We start from the raw sequence: 19,100 nt of genomic DNA, 5'->3' as shown, positions 1-19,100 counted from the left end.
TAAATTTTAAAGTTCTTAATAATGATTAATATTTTAAAAAGGCCATATTATTGGCACGAGTATTAACGTTGTAATAAATAACAGAAATAGGAGCGGAGCTCCAACTTTCATATAGTCCATAAATTTGTAACCACCTGCTGTCATAACCATCGCATTGGTTGTGGTACCTATAGGAGTTAAAAATGCTGTTGAGGCACTGATAGCAATTACAATCATAAATGGAGCTGGGTTTAGGTCTAATGTGTTGGCTGCCAGAATAGCTATTGGAGCCATAAGAACGGCCGTTGCTGAATTGTTAATTACCTGACTAAAAGTAGTAGTTAGCAAAAAGATACCTCCTAGCAGCGCTAAAGGGTGTATTGAGCCTAAGCTATTTACTAAACTTGAAGCAATGAGCTGTGCTGTACCTGTTTTTTGAAGCGCTATCCCCATTGGAATCATGGCTGCAATCATAACGACACTAGTCCAGCTAATACCTTTATAGGCTTTAGATATAGGTACACATCCTGTAAGTAGAACAATACCAGCACATATAAGAGCAGCCATGGCGCCTGGTACAATTTTAAACACCATGAGTAATATCATGAGTATTAATGTACCTAACGCTATGTATGATTTTAAATTTAAGCTTTCTATATTTTTTGCCATACCTTCCGGGCTTCCTATAATTACAAGGTTTTCATGTTGTTTTTTAAGGTCGTCGATATGTTCCCAAGTTCCACGAATTAAAAAGGCGTCACCTGCTTTTACGGTAATTTCCTTATCTAATAAGGGTTTATTATTTCTGGAAGCCGCTAATAATTGTATTCCATAGCGTTTAAAAAAGTTTCCTACTTTATAATTTCTACCTACCAGCATAGAGTTTGGGTTTACAATAATTTCTGTCATTCCCACCTCTTGGTTTATAAGATTATGTTTTAATTCATCTGTAATTGCTTCCAAAGGGAGAAGGCCAAGTCTAAACGTAATCATAAGACGGTTTATAGCTTCTGTTTCTCCTTTAACCGTTATAATATCGTGATAGTATAGTTCGGTTTGTGGATCAGGAAATTCTTCAAAAGCATGTATTTTCTTTAATACATTAGGGTGTCTTCTTTTAATTCTAATTAATGTTACGTTGTACTCTTTTTCTAAATTCCATTCACCAATTTTTGTGTTAATAAGAGGAGATAGTGATCTAATACGCAGACGATAATAATTATCATCTACTTTATAAGCTTCAATCCATTTATGGAGGGTAGATTCAATGTTGACGGGTTTATTGTTTGTTTTGTTGTTTGGTAATAATCTATAACCTATATATCTAAAGTATACTAGGGCTATTATTAAAAGGGGTAAACCGATTAGAGAGAATTCAAAAAATGAAAACCCATCAAATCCAGCTTCAACTAAGGCATTACTTGCAATAATGTTAGGTGGGGTTCCTGTAAGAGTTAGTAAACCCCCAGTGTTTGAACCAAATGCTACTGGCAAAAGCATTTTAGACGGTAACGTACCAATACTCCAGGCTGATGATATGGTTAAAGGCATTAAAGTAGCAACGGTTCCGGTATTACTAACAAAACCTGACAATACACCAGCCCCAAGGGTGATAATGACTAAGAGTTTTGGAACACTTTTACCTGCCCATTCTACAAATTTTTTACCTGCTAAAGCAGTCCATCCGGTTTGAGCAATACCCTCACCAATAATAAATAGTGCGGCAATCATGATTACGGTAGGATTGCTAAATCCGCTTAAAGTTTCAGTGGGCGTCAAAATGCCCGTAAGGAACAAACTTAACATTGAAATAAGGGCAACAATATCTGGTGTGAATTTTCCCCAGACAAAAAGACCAATTGTTACAACTAAAATGAGGAGCATTAAATAGATCATTTTTTATGATTCTTTAGTAATTTTACATTCGTTAAGCATCTTGTTGAAGTTATCATGCTTAACATTCCTTAATTATATGTTAAAATTACAGACACTAGTAGCGAAATATTATGACGAAAGTCATGATTTTAATATGGATGGTCGATTTAGTATATTGTACAATTTTTAGCATAATTGATACTAAAAATTTAAACGAAAACGCTTTCGTATTTGTGAATTTTGAGGTATTATAAAAAAATGATTAAGATTAGATTGATGATACTTCAAGAAATAGAATTTAAGAATGTATATTTAGTATAATTAGTTGTTTTTAAGTGTATTAAAAAATAATATAAAACATATGAAATTAGACATATTGGCTATTGGTGCACATCCAGATGATGTTGAATTAAGTTGTGGAGCGACTATAGCCAAAGAAGTGGCTCAAGGCAAGCAAGTTGGAATTTTGGATTTAACTCGTGGCGAACTTGGTACACGTGGTACCGCTCAAACAAGAGACGAAGAGGCTAAAGATGCGGCAGCTATATTGAAGGTTGCTGTGAGAGAAAATTTAAAATTTGCTGATGGTTTCTTTATTAATGATAAAAAGCATCAGTTAGAAATAATAAAGGTTATTAGGAAATACCAACCTGATGTCGTGTTTTGCAATGCTTTAGACGATAGGCATATTGATCATTCAAAAGGGAGTAAACTTGCCAGTGATGCCTGTTTTTTAAGTGGATTAGTAAAAATAGAAACCAAAGATGAATTTGGAAATACACAACCGGCATGGAGACCTAAACATGTCTATCATTATATACAATGGAAGAATTTGCAACCAGATTTTGTGGTAGATGTTACTGGGTATATTGATGTTAAGATGCAATCGGTATTAGCCTATAAGACTCAGTTCTTTGATGAAAATAGTAAGGAACCCCAAACCCCTATTTCAAGTAAAAACTTTGCGGATAGTGTTATTTACAGAGCTAGGGATTTAGGACGATTAGTGGGGGTAGAGTATGGGGAAGGTTTTAATGTAGAGCGCTATGTAGCCGTTGATAGTGTATTTGATCTTAAATAATTTTAATGGTTGAATTTTTTGAGTGTCATAATTTTTTAACTTAAAAAATAAAAAATTGTATATGAAACAGTTACAAGAAACTCTCAAACAAAATTAAAAATATTTAAAAATATTATAAAAAAGTCTTTGTAGATAACGTTGAAATCTGTTACATTTGCACTCGCATTTAACAATGCAATACACGGTGGTTGTAGCTCAGTTGGTTAGAGCGCCTGATTGTGGTTCAGGAGGTCGTCGGTTCGAGACCGATCTTCCACCCAAAAAGACCAAGCCTTTCAAATATTTTGAAAGGCTTTTTTTGTGCTTTATATTTTGGTGTATTAATTGAGTTTAATGCGCTCGTCTCGGTTAGCAAGTTCCCAGGCCGTATGAAAAATTAAACGCGCACGTGTTTCTAATAGTTCATAGTTTATTTTATCGGGTGTGTCCGATGGTCTGTGGTAATCGTCATGGGTGCCGTTAAAATAGAATATAACAGGGATATTGTGTTTTGCAAAATTATAGTGATCGGAGCGGTAATAAAAACGATTAGGATCATCGTCCTCATTAAAAGTATAATCAAATTCCATATTGAAATATTTAATATTTACAGCTTCCGAAATATCATGTAATTCTTGACTTAGTTTATCTGATCCTATTAAATATAAATAATTGCTGTTGTCTTTGTGCTTATCATCAATACGTCCAATCATATCGATGTTCAAATCTGCAACTGTATTTTCTAGAGGAAAAACAGGGTTGTCGGTATAATATCGTGATCCGAATAATCCAATTTCTTCGCCGGTAACATGAAGAAATAGAATGGAACGTTTTGGACCATGGCCATTTTTTTCAGCTTCTTTAAAAGCTTTCGCCATTTTAATAATAGCCACTGTTCCCGAGCCGTCATCGTCGGCACCATTATTTATTTCTCCATTACTTGAAATACCAATGTGATCTAAATGGGCAGAAATTACAATAATCTCCTCAGGTTTTTCAGAGCCTTTAATATAAGCTAAAACATTCTCAGAAGCTTTGGCTTTACCGTTAAAATAAGATTCAGGAATCTCTTGAAAATAATTTCCGTCTCCCAGTGGAGATTCAATACCTAATTTTTGATATTCATTTTTAATATAATTTACTGCTTTCTTTTGTCCAGGTTCACCAGTTTCTCTACCTTCAAAATCGTCGGAAGCATATATAAATAGTGCTTCTTTTAATTCAGAAGCTTTTATAGTTTTTGCATATTCAATCGCATTGGGTTTGTTTTTATTCTGCGAAGAGCTACACGATACAAAACAAAGCGTAGCGTAAAATAAAATAGATAATCTCTTCATTTAGGTTGTAATTTTGTTACGATATTACAAAAATGAATCTTTTGAATATAAATTTTAAACTAATTTAACAATTGATTTTTATCATCAAGCAAAAGTCTATGATCTTGATTCGCAATTTGCCAAGCTGTAGCGAAAATAAGTTTGGTACGCTTTTCTAGTAACTCATATTCAATTTTGTCGGGTGTATCGGTTGTTTGATGATAGTCTTCATGTTCACCATTAAAATAGAATATGACCGGAATACCGTGAGATGCAAAATTATAGTGATCTGATCGAGAGTAGTATTGGTTTCGGTCATGTTCATCATTATACCGGTAATCTAAATCGATATTATAAAAGGTATTATTTACTTTTTCAGAAATATAATGTAACTCTTTACTCAGTCGGTTAGAACCAATAAGGTAGATATAATTTGGATTGTTATTATGAATTTTATCTACACGACCAATCATATCAATATTTAAATTAGCAACAGTATTTTTCAGCGGATATATGGGATGTGTAACGTAATAATCAGATCCTTTTTTTCCTATTTCTTCACCTGTGAGATGTAATATTAAAATGCTTCTTTTTGGACCCATCCCATCTTTTTTGGCTTGTTCAAATGCTTCTGCCATTTCCATTAAGGCTACAGTTCCACTACCGTCATCATCGGCACCATAATTTATGGAACCATTTTTTTCAACCCCTAAATGATCGAGGTGTGCCGAAATGATTATAACTTCATCTGGTTTTTCAGTGCCCTCTATTATTGCCAGTACATTTTCTGATTCTTTGATGTTATTTGAAAAATGACTTTCAGGAATACTTTGATAATAGCTGTTATTGGGTAGAGGGGATTTTACATCTTGATTGGTATAGTAGGTCTTTAAAAATTCAGAAGCTTTTCTCTGACCTGGTTCGCCTGTTTTTCGTCCTTCAAATTCGGCGGATGCAAATTGGTATAAATGTTTTTTTAATTCTTTAGAGGTAATCGTATTCGCGTATTTTGTTACAATAGCGGAGTCATTTATCTTAATATTATCTTTTATAGACTGTATTCGTGCTGTATATTTAGGTGTAGCACAAGTACCCACAAGTGTTAATACTGAGAGAAGGCAAAAGGTTTTCATGTATTTTACTTTATTTAAGCAACCTACAATAAACCATTTTCTGGGGCCGAAAATGCTTAGTGTGTTAGTTTGTTTAATTTGTTGGACAAATATAACAACATAATAAGAAAATACTCACTATTCTATATCTAAATTTTCTAATTCGGAGTCATCAATCTCTATTTCTTCAAGATCTAATTCTTCAAGCTCTTCTATAGCTTCTTCTTCAAACTTAGTTTCTTTGGCTTCTAAGGCCTCTGTATTTTCAACTTCCGACTTGTTAAATATAGCTTTAAAAGAAATGATAACCAAGGCTACACCTGTTAACCATAGCGTGAATGGAACAATTTTTTTTATTTTACCAGATTGTTTGGAGACATAATAAGCCATGAATCCAAAAAGTAAAGCTAAAATTCCAGGTATTAATGCTAAGTTAGAAATGGGTAGAACGGCTAAAATAATAGTTAATATGGAAGTTATTAAAGCTAATATGGTTAGAATTTTTTTCATTTAAATTAATTTTTTAATCCGGTTGCCGATTTTATTTTTAATTCACCATTACCTACTGGGATTTTAAACTTACCGTAAACCAGAATTTTGTTACTATCAGCTGTAAGCCATATTAAATTACTGTTGTTACCTTGTAGGACATTCGTATCGCTCGATCCAACAGCTAATTTGTAACATTCTTTTTTTCCAATTGCTGTACTAATGGTTTCTTTACCAAGGTAAGTAATTTGTCCTTTTAGTTCTTTGCGATCGAATACAATGGTAAATGACTTGCGTGATCCCACAGACATATTTTTATAATCTAATAAGCGTATGGAATAAATGGTAGATACAATATCTTTTGTGCCTGGTTTGATACTTATAGTTTTAGCTTCTTCAGGTTTATTACGCTTTTTCTGAATAGATTTTACCGTTTTAGTTTTATGGCTGAAGGTATATTTCATGTTTTTGTAATAATTGCCTTCGTTAATATCACGCTTATATAAATACGGTGTTAGGTTATTTGGATTTACATAACTTTCATATAAATCTCGAATCTTAAAAAAATTATCCCATTTGCTATAGGTGGCTGCCGTGCATTTTAGTCGCAGCAAGGTGGCTTTAGATGTTTTTACAGCACTGGTTTCCATAGTAACTTCGGCAATATCGTTTAAAATACCCGACATATTATAGGAAGCCGTATAGACTAGTTTTTCGTTGGAAGATACTGCGGTATTTTGAGCGTGTCCTGAAATAGCCACAAAAAGTAATAACAATAAATAGGTACGTATCATAAGGTAATTTGGTTCAAAATATAAATGTTTGACTTGTTACATTTATTGTGCCGAAAATACAATGCTTTAAATTATTTTACTAATTTTTTATTTCCTTATTCGTTTGTAATGGGCTAACTGATATTTGTCATAGTTTATCCCTTGTAATCAGATTAATTTTAGGTGATGGATACTTTGTAATCAAAAAATTAAATATACCACCCATGAAAGCGATATTGTTACCTACCGATTTTTCGAAAAATTCGATTAACGCAATTAATTATGCGATGGAATTGTTTAAAAATGAATCTTGTAAATTTTATTTATTAAATGTACAAAAGGCTTCATCTTTTATTTCTGATGATTTGTTAGTAGTAAATGCTTCAACAACAATATATACGACTATTGTTGATGCCGCTAAAAAATCCCTTAGTAATGTTATACATAAAATTCAAAAGAAATTCCATAACGATAAGCATGAATTTGAATCGTTAGTTGATTATGATAATTTTTCAGACTCCATAAATCAGGTTTGCGAAAAGTATAATATAGATTTGGTTGTCATGGGTACTAAAGGGGCTACTGGTTTACAAAAGGTTATTTTTGGTAGTAATACGGTAAGAATTATGCAACATTGTCCGGTACCACTTTTAGCAATTCCCAGTGGATGTAAGTTTACAGAATTAGATAAAATTAGTTTTACAACCAGTTATAAGTGTACTTATAAAATAAGTAAACTTAAAATACTTAAAGATGTTATTAAATTACATAAAAGTGAATTAAATGTTTTACATGTGGTATGTGAGGATGATTATTCACCTGAATTAGATGCGGATATAGACTTTTTTAGAGCACATTTTCCTAATGTAAAGTTTGATTATGTCGATTCATCAATTAATGATGTGTTTAGCACAGTACAAGATTATGTGACAAAGAATAATATTAATTTAATAGCAATGTCTAACAAGAGATATTCATTTTTTGAGCGATTGTTTATGAAACATATTGTTGAAAACTTTGCTTTTAGTATTGATATTCCCTTTTTGGTAATTCCTAAAGAAAGTTGAATTAGTGATGGAGTACTGGGGCTGTTAGACAAACAAAGGATTATCATAGTGATAATCCTTTTTTGTTTGAATAGTCAGATAGTTACTGTCCTTCCTTTATATAGCCCCAACCTTCATTTTGTTTAGAAACGATTTCGAGAATACCATCAGGAACTGTTGTTACGCCCTCAATAAGATCAGAAGATGTGGTTTTATGGCGTTTCATGGTGCCTTCGCAAATAACAAAAGCAATGTTATCTTTTTGAACAAGATCTGCAATATCTTTTTCCACCACCGATTTGTTCTTTAACACCATATCCATAGCCCCACTATACATGACTACTTCAAAATGTGAGTCAGGATAAGCATTAGCCATAGCTTTCACGTGTCTAACCGTAGATTGATGTACTTTGGTATTATCGCTTGTAACATCAAATACGATTTTCACAGGTTTTGTCTGGGCAATAATTACCGAAGTAAATAACAGTGCCCAAAATAAATTAATTATTTTTTTCATTGTGTCTCGTTTTTATTTGCCTGCAAAAATGTACCCACATCCATGCTCTTGAGCACGTCCTAAGGCCCAAACGCCTGATGGCACTAATTGTATGCCAGGAATAATACCGCTTACCCAATCTTCATAAACTTCTTTAGGATCAAGATTCATCTGACCTGCAACGGCATTACTATAAACTTTTGTAGCTAAATCACATACGCAAAACAATGCACCTCGTTCTTGCATACGTTTTATACCTTCAATTTGAGGTAATGGAAAATCGCCTTCTTGTGGTTCATAAAATGGATTGCGTTTATACGGTTGATCGTTTTTATCATGCATATGGAATACTTCTCCCAATGGGTATTTTTCCCATAATCTATCTTCGTAAGCAATAGGTATGGCCTCGTGTCTTAATACTGTCATGGCAGTCATATCGTCATCCAGCGTTCCTGTTTCATTATTAGAAAGGTAAAAGGCCCAGTTCCAAATTACCGGAAAGCCATTGTGAGGTGTAGAACCATCATAAACTATGCGATGTTTTCCCTTTATGTTTTTAAACCAGTTATCGGCCATATTTATTTTTGATGAATCCGGAATCGGTACATCAGCATACATAGGATTTGTTAGAACGGATAGGCTGCTTGCTGTAGCGCCTAGAGCAAGGGCTCCTAAAAATTGTCGTCGTGAGTTGTTGATTGTTGTTTTCATAATTATTTGGTTTTAGTGATGTTATACGTTTGTTTATAGTAGTTTATTATAGGTTGAAATGGACCAAGTTGATGCTGCTCAACCGAGAAATTATCGGCATAGGGAGGGTATGGTGTCGATACCGGTTTCTTTTTTAAATCGGGGAAATCTTTCTCTGGATTTAATTTTTTAGGTCGTTCTTGAAAATTAATATAGCCTGCTACGTCGTAGGCGTCTTCATCGGTAAGTGTGGGGTTGTCAAAAGTAGTTCCAAAAGGCATATTCGCTTTTATGAATTGGGCTGCAGTAATAACCCTTGACATACCAGCTCCGTGATTATAAGAATCATTGCCCCATAATGGCGGGTAGTCGTAGGTAAAGGCATTTTCTCGTTTTAAGCCTTCCCCGTTTTTCGTGTGGCATATAACACAATTATTTATAAATACCTGTTTACCATTATTTAAATCAACAGCTCTATTTGGTATTTTTATTTTTACAAATCCTTGACCTTCAATTTTACCATCTTTAGGAGCATACCGGCTTAAAAATTCCAGATATTTTACAAGAGCCTTCATTTCACTGCTATTTTCCGGTAACATTTTCCCATTCATACTACGTTCCATACAGCCGTTAATGCGTTCTTCAATAGTGCCAATTTTATTTTCACGGCCTCTAAATTGTGGGAATCTTTGAATAATACCTATTAGAGGAGCAGAGTATGGTTTAGTTCCTGAATTTAAATGACAATTTTTACAAGCCAATCGGTTTCCTTGATAGGTCATTTCAGGATTACCGTTATCTGGACCTATATATTTTGGAGTTTGGTTAAATAAATCATAGCCATATTTTATTTGAGTATTTGTATCGGAATCATCTAAAGAAGTGGGATTATAATTCATATAATATATATCTGGCATAAGAGAGGAGGACTTAAACTGAATAATACCCAATAAGTAGAGCGCTATAATTATGAAAAGCAGCATAATTAATGCAGAACATACCAGGATACTACCAACAGGCCTTTTTAAGTCAATTCCCGGCTTTTTCAGCATGATATATAATATTTACTAGTAGATGTTCAAGTAGAATCTGAGCAAGTGAAGCAGGAAAGTGATGATTATCACATTGTTAATGTAGATAAGGAGCTGTGGTATTTATCTGAAATTTACGAAAAAATCGTTTATCAATATAAATTGTTACCCCAATATTTTTATCTAGTCTAAATTATATGTAAGATAATTAGGTTTTATTTAAGTTGTTTAATATGTGTTTGTTAGGCGTGATTGGTATAAGGAAGTTTATATTTTGAGTTTAAAAAAATGTAACATTATGGCGTTTAATACGTCTTATTGGTATCAATCAAAAAATAAACTGTTATGCGTCAGGATAATCAACTTTTAGTAATTACTCATTTAAGCCAGCTTATAACATTGGTTACGGGCTTTGGAAGTCTATTGGTGCCTTTGATTATATGGATTACACAAAAAGATAAGGTCTATAAAATGGATGATCACGGAAAGAATATTATTAACTTTCAATTAAGTTTAATTGTGTATTGCATTATATGTATTCCATTAATTTTATTGTTAGGTCTGGGAATAGTCGGATTTATAATTCTAGGTATTATCTCTATGGTTTATCCTATTGTTAATGCGATAAAGACCAGTAATGGAGAAACTCCTAAGTATCCATTTTCTTTTAACTTTATAAATTAAAAAAAGCATCTTTTTTAAAAGATGCTTTTATTAGCTATTAATCTTCATATGGGTATAATCATTCCCATAATTTTGATAAAAATATTTATAAAAAATGAATTATTATGTAACATTTGATACATAGCAAAGCAAATTAAGATTTAATACAAATAAAAAATAGTTCGTTATTTGCTCTTTTTGAGATTGAGTTATAACAAGGTTCCATTGTTTTAATATTGAATAATGATTTAAAGTAACCGTGATATTCAGCTTTATTGCCTCCGAAAGGAGGGTGAGTTTCATTTAAGGGAATATTGAACAGTACACCAACTAATTTACCGGAAGGCTTCAACAATTCATAGACTTTTTTAGCATAATTCAATCTTAATTCTGGGTGAAGAGCACAGAAAAAGGTTTGTTCTATAATTAAATCGAATGTTGCTTCTAAATTAAAGAAGTTAGCATGTAACAATTGCTCTTTAGGAAAATTAGGAACGCGCTTAGAAAATTGATTTAAAGCTGTTTCAGATAGGTCTGCGACAAAAACATTTTTAAAGCCCTTATTAAATAAATATTCAGCTTCGTGCGAATGCCCACTGCCAGGAATTAATATCTTTAAATTTTTATCATTTAATTGATCGAAATAGGCTTTTAACGGATTTGATACATACCCAATATCCCAACCTATATCATTGTGCTTGTATCGGTCATCCCAATAATTTTCGGATAACTGCATATTATTTGTGAGAATTGATAAGTGATACTAAATCATTTGCCTGAACTACACCCGATTGTCTCCAAAGTTGATTTCCATTTTTAAACAAAACCAAAGTAGGTACCCCTCTAACTTGAAATTTAGCGGCAATAGATTGATTTTTGTCTACATCTATTTTAATAATGGAAACATCATCGCCCAGAGAGTCCTTAACTTGCTTAAGTATAGGGCTCATCATTTTGCATGGACCACACCATTCAGCAAAGAAATCGACTAAAACTGGTTTGTTCTGATTAATAATATTTGAAAAATTACTCATAACAATTAAATTTTAAACCAATTATTTGTTATTACTGTTTACTTTTTCCGTAGCACAACTAATGAACGATTTTGTTCTAGAAAGCACAGAATTTGGTTCATCAATCGATGGGTAACCAAGAGATTTAAGTTTGTCTTTTACAGCCATTATATCGTCATTTGTGTGTGCTTCGAAATAAACATTACTATTTTCAATATCCACCACAATATTACTGATGTTTTCTATTTGAGAAATTTTAGTTTTTATGGTATTAGCACAACCGCCACATTTTAAATTCTTTACTGTTATATTTGTTGTCATTGTTTTTATTTTATCTCCAGTTTAAATATCCACCACTTAAGTCGTAAATAGCTGTAAAACCTAATTTATTCAATTTTTTTGAAGCTCTGCTGCTTCTGGCTCCGCTTCGGCAATATACGTATACTGGTTTTTCTTTATTTAAATTTTCTATTTGCGAGGTAAAGGAAGGTGAAAAAATATCGATGTTTTTAGCGCCTTTGATGTGCCCAGATTGATATTCTCCAGGGGTTCTAACATCAATTAATTGTATAGACTTTTTATTAATGTGAGATTTAAAATCTGAAGGAGAAAGCACTTCAATATTATTGTTTTTTGAACTGTTTCCGAAAAGAAAAGAAAGTATAGACATAATTTATATTTTTTTGAGGATAAAAATACAATACCTTTAGTCGTTATAGCGTAACGTATGTTACAAAAAAAAGAGAGGTATTAATACCTCTCTTTTTTAATGATTTATCTCCTAATGATTTTACTTAAGTGTTGATGGGCATACGTAGTTTGTTACTGGTAGTTGCGCTTCTTTAATAGCTGCAAATCCACTGGTAACATCCACTAGATTATGTATGCCTCTGCTTTTTAATATGGAAGCAGCAATTACCGATCTGTATCCACCAGCACAGTGTACGTAGAAGGTATCTTTTTCAGGGAATTCAGTTAAATAATCATTTATGTAATCTAAAGGTGTATGGTGAGCATTTACTACATGTTCTGCTTTAAACTCGCCTTCTTTTCGTACATCGAATACTGGAACATTTTCAGTTTCTATTTTATTTTTTAATTCTTCTGCCGTAATTGTTGAAATGATGTCATATTCAAAACCATTATTTTTCCAAGCATCAAATCCGCCTTTTAAGTAACCTAAAGTGTTATCGAAACCAACGCGCGATAAACGGATAATGGTTTCTTCTTCACGACCTTCAGGAGCTACGATAAGAATAGGTTGTTTTACGTCTGCAATTAAAGCTCCTACCCATGGAGCAAACCCACCGTCAATTCCAATGAAAATTGATCTCGGAATGTGTCCTTTAACAAAGTCATCCTGGTGACGAACGTCTAAAACAATAGCTCCGGTTTCGTTTGCTACTATTTCAAATTCCTTTGGAGATAATGGTTTTGTGCCTCGCTCAATTACATCATCGATATCTTCGTACCCTTCTTTATTCATTTTAACGTTAAGTGGGAAATATTGTGGTGGTGGTAATAAACCATCTGTAACTTCCTGAATAAATTCTTCTTTAGTCATATCGGCTCTTAAGGCGTAATTGGTTTCTTTTTGGTCACCAATACTTCCTACAGTTTGTTTGCTTAAATTTTTACCACAAGCCGAGCCTGCTCCATGCGCAGGGTACACTATAACGTCGTCTGCTAGAGTCATGATTTTAGTTCGTAAACTCTCGTATAATAAACCGGCTAATTCTTCCTGGGTCATATTAGCCGCTTTTTGAGCTAAGTCAGGTCGACCTACATCGCCTAGGAATAGGGTATCTCCACTAAATATCGCATAGTCTTTGCCATTTTCATCTTTTAATAAATAAGTGGTACTCTCCATAGTATGTCCAGGTGTGTGAAGCGCCGTAATGGTGATATTTCCTAATTTGAATACCTGACCATCTTCGGCAACAATGGCATCAAAACTAGGGTTTGCTGTTGGTCCATAAATAATTGGAGCTCCTGTTTGTTTTGAAAGTGTTACGTGACCACTAACAAAATCGGCATGGAAGTGCGTTTCAAAAATATATTTAATTTTTGCGCCATCAGCTTCGGCTTTATTTACGTACTGTGTAACTTCTCTTAAAGGGTCTATAATAGCAACTTCGCCATTACTTTCTATATAGTAAGCGCCTTGTGCTAAACATCCGGTATATATTTGTTCTATTTTCATATTCAAATTGTATTAAGTTGCAAAAATAAATTATTAATAAGGCTTAAACAGTAACATAGGTTACAATGCTATAGGCCTGAGAATTCTTTAAACATAATGTAAATGGCCATTATTAAAATAAAAAAGCCAAATCCTTTTTTTAATTTTTTATTCGATATATATTTTGAAAGGTAGCCTCCTAAGAGGATACCAGTAATGGTTAAGAATGAAAACCCTAATAAAAAGTTCCAATCTATGGTTAGGTTATGTAAGTCGCCTAAAAATCCTATAAGTGAATTTATTGCGACAATGACTAAAGAAGTTCCTACAGCTTTTTTCATGGATAATCCGGCCCAAAGTACAAGTGCGGGAACATATAAAAACCCACCTCCAGCACCAATTAACCCTGTTATGACACCAATAACTAACCCTTGAATAAATGTCTTGTAGTATGGTTGTTCTTCTGTGGTGTTTACAATGTCCTTCTTGTTTTTTATCATTGATGTTGCAGCAATAAGCATAACAACCGCAAAAAAGATCATGATTGCCATATCTTTAGTTAAGGTAAAACCATTAATGCTAAAAATATCCTCTGGCATGTAAGGCACTAAATATCTTCTGGAGATATATACAGCAAGAAACGAAGGAAAAGAAAAAGCGAGCCCTGTTTTAAAATCTACCAGCTTTTTTTTGTGTTTTTGTAATACGCCAACAATAGATGAAGAACCTACAACAAATAAGGAGTAAGCTGTAGCAACTACGGGGTTAAATCCTAAAAGATAAACGAGTAGAGGTACGGTAAGTATGGATCCGCCACCACCCATAAGGCCGAGAACGATACCAATTATAAATGCACTTACAAAGCCTAATATATCTAAAAGAGTCATAGTCCGTTTTTTTTCGTTACAAAACTATGGCTCTTAAAAATCGCACTAAGTAACAATTGTTACATAGTTTTATAAGTCTAATATTTTAATACTGTTTCTGTGCAATTCTATTTTGCCTTCGTTCTCTAAAGTTTTTAGTAATCTGGAAATTACAACTCTTGAAGAATGCAAATCGAAGGCTATGTCTTGATGCGTTACAGTAATAACATCATTGTGATTGACCATAGCTTTGTCCTTTAAGTATTTAAAAACGCGGTCGTTCATTTTTAAAAAAGCTATGGAATCAATAGCTTCCAAAAGTTCAGTCATTCTATCATGGTAACTTTGTAAAATAAAATTTTGCCAGCTTTTGTATTTGCACATCCATTCACTCATTTTCTCAACAGGAATCATGATAAGCTTCGTTGTGGTTTCGGCAATTGCTATAATTTCACTTTTCTTTTGTCCCATACAGCAGGATAAGGTCATGGCACAAGTATCTCCTCTTTCAATGAAATATAGTAGAAGTTCATCTCCTTTTTCATCTTCGCGTAATATTTTTATGGCTCCACTTACCAATAATGGCATGGATTTAATGTAATCGCCTAAATTTATAAGTGTAAACCCTTCAGGAACTTCTTTAAATGTACCTACATTATTAATGTCATTCAATAATTCATCTTCAAACAGAAAGCCGTAATTTTCTTTTAATTCCTTTATCATGGACCATTTTTTAAAATATAAAGATATTGACTAATTTTTTAATTAATAAAGTTTGAAGTTGGAATTTTGTAATGTTTATTTAAGTGACTCATTAATAACTCCTTCTTTACACACTAAGATTGGTGGGGAAAATAATTTTAAAATGTTGTAAAAAATATCAATAATTATTTTTGTCAGAATGGATGTTAGTTATATATTTGCACACCGGAAATCAAAAGTGATTTTCAATATGGTTAGGTCGCGTAGCTCAGCTGGATAGAGCATCTGCCTTCTAAGCAGACGGTCACAGGTTCGAATCCTGTCGCGATCACTTAAAAATAAAGCACTTACATATTTTATGTAGGTGCTTTTTAAGTTTTTGTAACACATTTGTAACACAAATGTAACACAATATCATAAAGTAAACAGTAAATAAAATTATGACTTATCAACATAAAGTAATTGTTTATAAGGTTTTTAAGGGGTTTTGTTTTGTGGTGTTATTATGAAGGATTGTTTAAAATTTATGCCTTCTAAGCAGACGGTCACAGGTTCGTATCCTGTCGCGATCACAAAAATAATTCCCAATTAACTGTTTGTCAGTTGGTTGGTTTTTTTGTTTTAACAAAGTCCGAGATTAGTCCGATGTTGCTAAGAATATTTTTTAAAATAAAAACATTTCCCTTTTGATTTTATAGCTTATGTTATTATTGAGGAATAATTAACATTTTATTTCTTTTCTCATAAATAGATAATAGGCTAGGGCAAAACAAACAATGGTTGCAGAAATCAATCCACTAACTTGTGGCCATACAATTAAAAGGCTGTCTCGAATTGGTAATGAATTAGGAATAGCCCCAGCCATTTGTTCCATACTCATAGGTCCAAGACTTCTAATTTTAGGCATTAAGAGAGTCGTGGTAGCATCGGTATATAATTGATTTGGCGCCATATGAAATAACGTTTCAATCCAAGAATATCTACTAGAAGAAAACAGGATTGATTTTGGAATTATTATCTTAGAAATCACATTGAGGATCATGCTGTGAAAAATGGTAAAGAATAGCCAAAGTCCTATTGATGCTATGGCCGCTGTGGCCGCTTGTTTAAATCTAATCGAGAATATAATAGATAAACTAAACCAGAATCCAACATAAAACACACATATTATAATATAACTAACTATTCTTAAAACTTCTTCCAATTCAATTGGAACTCCCGTGATGAGTAAGCCTGCACCAATCATGAGAAGAGCTAAAGTTAAAAACATAGTACTTATTAGAATAGTGACACTAATAAACTTAGATAATAGAAGGTTATCTCTGTAAATGGGTTGCGCCATTACTCTAATTAGTGTACTGTTTTGCTGTTCTGAATTTATAGCATTAAACCCGAGACTTATACCTAATAATGGTCCTAAAAAACTAATGAATACATGAAAAGGAGGTAAAGTACCATCGGTAATAGTCAATAGTTTAAGATAAATCAATAAATGGTCGGGATCATTAGTATTAGAAACTGCTGAATTCAGATTACTTATTGCCACATACATAGACGCAAAGAATGTCAGGGCAATAATCATTAAGAGAATAATAAATTGCCAGCTTCTAATATGGTCAGAAATCTCTTTTCTAACCATGGCCCAAAAGGGAACATTCTTGTTTGATGATTTTATGATAGAGAAATCAGTATAAGATATTTCCATGATTCTTTGTTATACGTTTAGGTGTTGGTTTTCAAAATATTTTTGATAGATATCTTCCAATCCATAGGTCTTTTGATGTACGCCAAAAATGTTATAGTTTTTTTCAACCATAAACCTCACAATGTCAGGTGTTAAGATCTTATTACAGTTAATGTGAAGTTGATTACCTTCTTTAGCTATATTTTCTACACTTGCTAATTGCATGAGTTCTTCCTCATCTTTCTGTGTTAATGAAATAGGTTCGTTCAAGGTAATGCTTACTTGATGTGATGTTTGAGAAAAAAGTTGTTCCGATAATTGCTCAATATTTCCTTGAGCTAATAATTTTCCTTTAACAAAAATCCCTACGCGGTCACATATTTTTTGAACCTGATTTAAATGATGGGATGATAGTAAAACGGTAAGCCCGTGCTGACGACTTAGTGTTTTAATCAGTTTTAGAAAATCTTTAACGCCACTAGGGTCTATTCCAAGTGTGGGTTCATCCATGATAATTACTTCAGGTTCTTTAATTAAAACATCTGCCAAACCCAAGCGTTGTTTCATACCTCTTGAATATGCTCCTGTTTTGGTATTGAGGTCATTTTCTAAACCTACCATTTTCATGACCTTAATAGCAGATTTTTCTGCTTCTAATCTAGAAAGCCCATTTAGTTGCGCTATATACATTAAGTTTTCAAGCCCGGTCATAGTATCATAAAAACCGACACTATCCGGCATATAACCGACTTTGCTTTTAATATCTATAGGGCTAGATGTTGAGTTGTATCCACAAACCTTTGCGAATCCAGAGGTAGGTTCAATAAGCCCTAACATCATTAGAATAGTCGTTGTTTTTCCGGCGCCATTGGGTCCTAGTAAACCAAAAATTTCCCCTTTATGAATACTGAGGTTTAAATGATCTACTACATTAATAGAACCATAGCGTTTTGTGAGCCCTTGGAGTTCTATAATTGATGTTTTCATAGCCTATTATCTTCTTCCGTATTTACGAATTAGAGCATAAACTACCATAATGGCTATTACTATAATGATAGCACCCAGTAATCCTGAAGCCAAAGAGGTAACTACTGAAATTCTAAATACAGCTTGATCTTTTGTATTCGCATTTTTTGCTGTAAACGTGGTCATGTAATCACCAGCAATAGTTTTGTCTGGTACGGTTAAAATAGCTGTAATAGTTTCTGTTTCTCCGGGAGAAAGCCTATCAATTTTTGAAGGTTTGTAAGAAACACTCCATTTAGGAGGCGTTTTGCTATTCAGTTCAATATCGGTTAAGCTCAAAGAACCGGTATTTTTAACGTTTAATTGGATTTCTTTGTTTTCTCCTTCAGTAATTTTATCACTCAATCTACCTGTAGGTGTGCTTATTTTTAATTCATATGCGCCACTTACAACAGCCTCTAAATTTAAATTTAGAGATTCTTTCTGTGATTCAGCAAGCACAGGAACTTTATATTTCTCCGGTTTGGCTTTATGAGATGGGTAGAATTCTAAATTAATGATTTCTTTCTTACCACGATCGATCTTAATGGAAGTGACTTGTTTTCCTTTAGCTTTAAAAATCGCTTTCCAACCTTCAGGAACCTTAGCGGTTAGTTGATAAATTTGATCTTCAGTTGCGTTATTTTGTAGTGTTGTAGTATAGCGAAACACCTGATCGACTGAAGTTTCAATATTAATTAAATCGGCCGAGAAAGTAGATTTTAAATCTTCATCCTTTAATGACTGTTTTTGGGCATTTAAGGTTGAAAAGATTCCAGAAATAATGAAAAAAAGAAATGTGATTGATGCGAAGAAACACTTAGAAGTGTTTCGTTTAGATAAATAATTGAATAACATAACAAAAACAAAATAATTATTATTAAAAAATGAAATTGATTAATCTATTAATTATAAAATGCTTTATACAGGCTATTTTTATTTAGCGCATGAAATTAATATTTGAGAAAAAAATATAAAAAAGCGAAAATGAATTTATGAAAATTTTAACAATCTGATTTCTGCTATTTTATTTTTTAAAGACTTTTAAAGCAAGGGTTTTAGTGGTTTGTTTGTGTTTTGAATAAAATAATAAGTTCGGTTTGTTTTTTTCAATAGAT

The 19,100-nt window shown here is 32.9% G+C and carries 21 protein-coding genes and 2 tRNA genes; 5 read left to right on the top strand and 18 right to left on the bottom strand.

The genetic code is table 11. The annotated features are described in order from the left end of the window. Positions 1 to 33: 33 nt before the first annotated feature. A complete protein-coding gene (locus H611_RS0101160) occupies positions 34 to 1,863 on the bottom strand; it encodes an SLC13 family permease (protein ID WP_035483198.1) in 1,830 nt (609 codons plus the stop codon). A gap of 352 nt (positions 1,864 to 2,215) precedes the next feature. On the opposite strand from H611_RS0101160, the gene bshB1 reads away from it, so the two are divergent. Together bshB1 and H611_RS0101150 are read left to right on the top strand one after the other, a co-directional pair. Next, positions 2,216 to 2,935: a bacillithiol biosynthesis deacetylase BshB1 gene (gene bshB1 / locus H611_RS0101155; protein ID WP_027136618.1), complete on the top strand. Its 720-nt coding sequence runs from the start codon at positions 2,216 to 2,218 to the stop codon at positions 2,933 to 2,935. A 183-nt stretch (positions 2,936 to 3,118) separates the two neighbouring features. Next, a tRNA-His gene (locus H611_RS0101150) sits at positions 3,119 to 3,194 on the top strand. Between the two features lie 61 nt (positions 3,195 to 3,255). On the opposite strand, the gene H611_RS0101145 is transcribed toward H611_RS0101150, so the two are convergent. The 4 genes from H611_RS0101145 to H611_RS0101130 all read right to left on the bottom strand — a co-directional run bounded on the left by H611_RS0101145 (position 3,256) and on the right by H611_RS0101130 (position 6,625). Next, positions 3,256 to 4,251, bottom strand: coding sequence for a M28 family metallopeptidase (locus H611_RS0101145; RefSeq protein WP_027136617.1), 996 nt, complete (start codon positions 4,249 to 4,251; stop codon positions 3,256 to 3,258). Between the two features lie 59 nt (positions 4,252 to 4,310). Beyond that, positions 4,311 to 5,363, bottom strand: a complete 1,053-nt coding sequence (locus tag H611_RS0101140) for a M28 family metallopeptidase (protein WP_027136616.1) — start codon at positions 5,361 to 5,363, stop codon at positions 4,311 to 4,313. A gap of 117 nt (positions 5,364 to 5,480) precedes the next feature. After that, the gene (locus tag H611_RS0101135; RefSeq protein WP_027136615.1) at positions 5,481 to 5,852 is read right to left on the bottom strand and encodes a hypothetical protein; all 372 of its coding nucleotides are present in this window, start codon (positions 5,850 to 5,852) and stop codon (positions 5,481 to 5,483) included. 5 nt (positions 5,853 to 5,857) lie between these two features. Beyond that, positions 5,858 to 6,625, bottom strand: a complete 768-nt coding sequence (locus H611_RS0101130) for a DUF3108 domain-containing protein (RefSeq protein ID WP_027136614.1) — start codon at positions 6,623 to 6,625, stop codon at positions 5,858 to 5,860. Positions 6,626 to 6,828: 203 nt separating this feature from the next. Here H611_RS0101130 and H611_RS0101125 point away from each other — a divergent pair, with 203 nt between their 5' ends. Continuing rightward, on the top strand, positions 6,829 to 7,671 hold the full coding sequence (locus tag H611_RS0101125) for a universal stress protein (RefSeq protein ID WP_027136613.1): 843 nt from the start codon (positions 6,829 to 6,831) through the stop codon (positions 7,669 to 7,671). An 82-nt stretch (positions 7,672 to 7,753) separates the two neighbouring features. Here H611_RS0101125 and H611_RS0101120 read toward each other — a convergent pair whose 3' ends face one another. From H611_RS0101120 to H611_RS0101110, 3 genes are read right to left on the bottom strand one after another with little or no spacing between them, the layout of a single operon-like run. Further along, a complete protein-coding gene (locus tag H611_RS0101120) occupies positions 7,754 to 8,167 on the bottom strand; it encodes a DsrE family protein (protein WP_027136612.1) in 414 nt (137 codons plus the stop codon). A 12-nt stretch (positions 8,168 to 8,179) separates the two neighbouring features. Continuing rightward, the gene (locus H611_RS0101115) at positions 8,180 to 8,857 is read right to left on the bottom strand and encodes a Tat (twin-arginine translocation) pathway signal sequence containing protein (RefSeq protein ID WP_027136611.1); all 678 of its coding nucleotides are present in this window, start codon (positions 8,855 to 8,857) and stop codon (positions 8,180 to 8,182) included. A gap of 2 nt (positions 8,858 to 8,859) precedes the next feature. Further along, positions 8,860 to 9,888, bottom strand: a complete 1,029-nt coding sequence (locus tag H611_RS0101110) for a c-type cytochrome (RefSeq protein WP_035483120.1) — start codon at positions 9,886 to 9,888, stop codon at positions 8,860 to 8,862. A 324-nt stretch (positions 9,889 to 10,212) separates the two neighbouring features. Between H611_RS0101110 and H611_RS0101105 the strand changes: the two genes are divergently transcribed. Further along, positions 10,213 to 10,551 carry a DUF4870 domain-containing protein gene (locus H611_RS0101105; protein ID WP_027136609.1) on the top strand — a complete coding sequence of 113 codons (339 nt, stop codon included), beginning with the start codon at positions 10,213 to 10,215 and terminating at the stop codon, positions 10,549 to 10,551. A 133-nt stretch (positions 10,552 to 10,684) separates the two neighbouring features. Here the strand turns inward: H611_RS0101105 and H611_RS0101100 are convergent, their stop codons facing one another. The 7 genes from H611_RS0101100 to H611_RS0101070 form a co-directional block, all read right to left on the bottom strand. After that, positions 10,685 to 11,266, bottom strand: coding sequence for a methyltransferase domain-containing protein (locus tag H611_RS0101100; RefSeq protein ID WP_027136608.1), 582 nt, complete (start codon positions 11,264 to 11,266; stop codon positions 10,685 to 10,687). A 1-nt stretch (position 11,267) separates the two neighbouring features. Beyond that, positions 11,268 to 11,564 (bottom strand): thioredoxin, encoded by a 297-nt coding sequence (gene trxA / locus H611_RS0101095; protein WP_027136607.1) that lies wholly within the window; start codon positions 11,562 to 11,564, stop codon positions 11,268 to 11,270. A gap of 21 nt (positions 11,565 to 11,585) precedes the next feature. After that, positions 11,586 to 11,864, bottom strand: coding sequence for a heavy-metal-associated domain-containing protein (locus H611_RS0101090; RefSeq protein WP_027136606.1), 279 nt, complete (start codon positions 11,862 to 11,864; stop codon positions 11,586 to 11,588). Between the two features lie 10 nt (positions 11,865 to 11,874). Further along, positions 11,875 to 12,213 (bottom strand): rhodanese-like domain-containing protein, encoded by a 339-nt coding sequence (locus tag H611_RS0101085; RefSeq protein ID WP_027136605.1) that lies wholly within the window; start codon positions 12,211 to 12,213, stop codon positions 11,875 to 11,877. Positions 12,214 to 12,333: 120 nt separating this feature from the next. Then, on the bottom strand, positions 12,334 to 13,746 hold the full coding sequence (locus H611_RS0101080) for an MBL fold metallo-hydrolase (RefSeq protein ID WP_027136604.1): 1,413 nt from the start codon (positions 13,744 to 13,746) through the stop codon (positions 12,334 to 12,336). A gap of 68 nt (positions 13,747 to 13,814) precedes the next feature. After that, on the bottom strand, positions 13,815 to 14,612 hold the full coding sequence (locus H611_RS0101075; RefSeq protein WP_027136603.1) for a sulfite exporter TauE/SafE family protein: 798 nt from the start codon (positions 14,610 to 14,612) through the stop codon (positions 13,815 to 13,817). 69 nt (positions 14,613 to 14,681) lie between these two features. Beyond that, positions 14,682 to 15,314 carry a Crp/Fnr family transcriptional regulator gene (locus H611_RS0101070; RefSeq protein ID WP_027136602.1) on the bottom strand — a complete coding sequence of 211 codons (633 nt, stop codon included), beginning with the start codon at positions 15,312 to 15,314 and terminating at the stop codon, positions 14,682 to 14,684. A 236-nt stretch (positions 15,315 to 15,550) separates the two neighbouring features. Here H611_RS0101070 and H611_RS0101065 point away from each other — a divergent pair. Continuing rightward, a tRNA-Arg gene (locus H611_RS0101065) sits at positions 15,551 to 15,624 on the top strand. A 390-nt stretch (positions 15,625 to 16,014) separates the two neighbouring features. Here H611_RS0101065 and H611_RS0101060 read toward each other — a convergent pair. From H611_RS0101060 to H611_RS0101050, 3 genes are read right to left on the bottom strand one after another with little or no spacing between them, the layout of a single operon-like run. Beyond that, positions 16,015 to 16,998 carry an ABC transporter permease gene (locus tag H611_RS0101060; RefSeq protein ID WP_051238677.1) on the bottom strand — a complete coding sequence of 328 codons (984 nt, stop codon included), beginning with the start codon at positions 16,996 to 16,998 and terminating at the stop codon, positions 16,015 to 16,017. A 9-nt stretch (positions 16,999 to 17,007) separates the two neighbouring features. After that, complete coding sequence (locus tag H611_RS0101055; RefSeq protein WP_027136600.1) at positions 17,008 to 17,964, bottom strand: ABC transporter ATP-binding protein; 957 nt, start codon at positions 17,962 to 17,964, stop codon at positions 17,008 to 17,010. 6 nt (positions 17,965 to 17,970) lie between these two features. Next, entirely contained in the window at positions 17,971 to 18,840 is an 870-nt protein-coding gene (locus H611_RS0101050) for a COG1470 family protein (protein WP_027136599.1), read from the bottom strand. Between the last annotated feature and the right edge of the window lie 260 nt (positions 18,841 to 19,100).

Origin of the sequence: Gaetbulibacter saemankumensis DSM 17032 (assembly GCF_000425645.1) — a bacterium.
Classification (GTDB): Bacteria; Bacteroidota; Bacteroidia; order Flavobacteriales; family Flavobacteriaceae; genus Gaetbulibacter; species Gaetbulibacter saemankumensis.
The sequence above is the reverse complement of the archived record's forward strand: the minus strand, read 5'-3'. Positions and strand labels throughout refer to the sequence as shown.